Origin of the sequence: Clostridium sp. CAG:43 (assembly GCF_000434655.1) — a bacterium.
Taxonomy (GTDB): Bacteria; Bacillota; Clostridia; order Lachnospirales; family Lachnospiraceae; genus Otoolea; species Otoolea fessa.
In genome coordinates, this window is the sequence record NZ_FR895063.1 from 1 (window position 1) to 2,338 (window position 2,338).

Sequence of the window (2,338 nt, forward strand, 5' to 3'; positions counted from 1 at the left end):
CTATGTTATTTACTCTATGATTCCATGATTTTATTTTATGATGCCGGTCCGATTTTATTTTTTAGGGATTCATCCCCTGCCGGTCCTGTTCCGTTTCCAGAAAGTTCGGGATCGGAATTCATCTCAATTTGATCGGCTTCGTCTGGTTTTTGTCCTTCCTGCCAGAATCCTAACTTTACGACATATTTGTATAATTCCAGACTGTTTTTTCGGATGTCAGCTCGGACATCTTTGTCACAGCAGGCGGCGAAAAAGCTGCCGAACTGCATCTCTGGCTTATCGTCAAAGTAGGATGGAAGCGGCTGCACCAGTCCACTGCCAGCCAGATATCGCTCGAAATCCGTCAGGGCATGTGAGGTTTCTTCGTCGCTTAGTTCCGACGCAGCGAACTCGCCGAATGCCATCGCAAGTCCCTGCGGTTTAGAAAATTTGATTTTCTTGTAATGCACATCTGTATCATAATTGACAAAATAGATACCCTGCTCTGTTTTCGGTGCTGAGAAGTATGCCTTGTCTGTGTAGTACATCAGCTCCCAGCCTGATTCTGCAAATCGTTTGATCCACTCTCTTGGCACGCCTGCCAGTTCTTTCGTAATCTGTTCTTTTTCACTGTCCGACGGACGCCGTTTTCCCATCAAACGCACATCATGCGTCCGGTCGCGCAGTCCATTTGCATCGTAGTAGTTGAGTTCCACGTACTGATCCGCCGCCATCTGACCATTGTCAAAGAAATAATATTTATGCCCGTTTACCATCCGGTTTCCGCCGCTGAACATAACACATTTGGAATCAAACCAATACCAGGCATTTCCTGCCTGATACCAGCCGGTCGTCAGTGCCCCATCCTCGTTTGCATGATACCACTGATCCGTCTCTTCCTCATAAATCCAGCCAGTCATCATCGCGCCGCTCTCGGCGAAATAATAACGGTTTGTGCCGATTTTCCGGAGTCCCCGCTGCATATAGCTGCTTTTTCCCAGATAATACCAGTGACCATTCGATTTCAGCCAGGACGCTTTCAAAAAGCTGCCATCCGTCAGGCGGTACTGCCAGTCCTCGCCGTCTCCGACCCACTCGCCCTCATACAGATACATTTCTTTATTTTCAAAACCAGCCGCGCCACTTTCTGCCGCCGATGCCTCTGTCTCCGTTATATCATTGGCATTATTTTCGGTGCCGAACCTGTAAACTTGATTTTCTTCCTTGCCCTGCGCCGGGGTGTCCGCAGACGCATCGTTACCTGCCGCCAGCGCTGTCCCACAAACAAACAAGGATACTAAAAAGGATGCTGCCCACATAAATTTTTTCTTCCAATTCATCGTGTGCCTCCCCTTTCTTGTTCATAATTAAGCAAAAAACTGTAAACAGTTGCCACATCTCTTCTTATTTTACCGCACCGCAAATGAAAAGTATAGAAAAAAATTCTTACATCCTTTATAATAATAAAATAAAAGACATTTCATCAAAGACGGCAATATCCAATCTGCCTTTGAAACAATATAAAAATGATTACAAATTCCAATCACTCTTTTTTACAGAGTTATAAAATTAGAAAGGATACCATATATGAAATCAAAACGCATTTTGGCGCTGACAGGTGCTGTTATCCTAATCGCCCTCTACGTCTCTTCCATCATCTTCGCCCTGATGGACAGTCCACTGGCAGAAAATCTGCTGCTGGCATCGCTGTTCTGCACGATCGTTATACCGGCGGTGCTCTATGGGTATGCGGTGGCACTGCGATATTTTAAAAAGAAAAAATAACGTTCAAAAAGCAAACGACTGTCTATTTCTAACACAATACGCAGTCGTTCGCTTCTTTCATTCTTCTATACTGACTGCCTCCGCAGTCTCCTGTCATTTTTTCATCATCCCGCCACTGTAACCGCATTCTCCCGGACATCATTAATCGCTTTCATAAGCGCTGTTCTCGTTCTCACATCAAACAGCTTTAAAAAACTAATTGGCTTATCAAACGGAGGCTTCTGCAAAACAGCCACATTCTCCATATACCCATTCTGCTCCATATGATTAATAATCTTATGAACAAAATTGATCTGCCGTTGGTTCAATGACTGATCGTTAATAAACTCTGAAAATGCCACTGACCGGACGCTGTGGAGAAGTCTTGTCATCCCAGAAATACGTTTCAAATCCATTCGTCGTAAACATCATCGGTCTGCGGCCAAACTTCCGCTCTAAACAGTCCGCATACAGCATAACCTGTTTCCGACCAACATTCGGATCCTTGCTGGTGCGCTTCGCTTCCACCACCGCCATAGGGCTGCCATCCTTTCCAAACAGGACATAATCACAATATCCCGCTTCACAATAAACG

4 protein-coding genes are annotated in these 2,338 nt (G+C 45.2%); 1 reads left to right on the forward strand and 3 read right to left on the reverse strand.

Translation table 11 applies throughout. The features are described from left to right. Positions 1-35: 35 nt before the first annotated feature. On the reverse strand, positions 36-1,319 hold the full coding sequence (locus QVO97_RS05100) for an N-acetylmuramoyl-L-alanine amidase family protein (protein ID WP_022359310.1): 1,284 nt from the start codon (positions 1,317-1,319) through the stop codon (positions 36-38). A gap of 247 nt (positions 1,320-1,566) precedes the next feature. Between QVO97_RS05100 and QVO97_RS05105 the strand changes: the two genes are divergently transcribed. Continuing rightward, entirely contained in the window at positions 1,567-1,764 is a 198-nt protein-coding gene (locus QVO97_RS05105; protein WP_022359311.1) for a hypothetical protein, read from the forward strand. A 104-nt stretch (positions 1,765-1,868) separates the two neighbouring features. Here QVO97_RS05105 and QVO97_RS05110 read toward each other — a convergent pair whose 3' ends face one another. Continuing rightward, entirely contained in the window at positions 1,869-2,105 is a 237-nt protein-coding gene (locus tag QVO97_RS05110; protein WP_288189002.1) for a type I restriction-modification enzyme R subunit C-terminal domain-containing protein, read from the reverse strand. Then, a partial coding sequence (locus QVO97_RS05115; RefSeq protein ID WP_288189003.1) for a type I restriction endonuclease occupies positions 2,083-2,338 on the reverse strand: 256 nt, incomplete at its 5' end. The genes QVO97_RS05110 and QVO97_RS05115, both read right to left, overlap by 23 nt.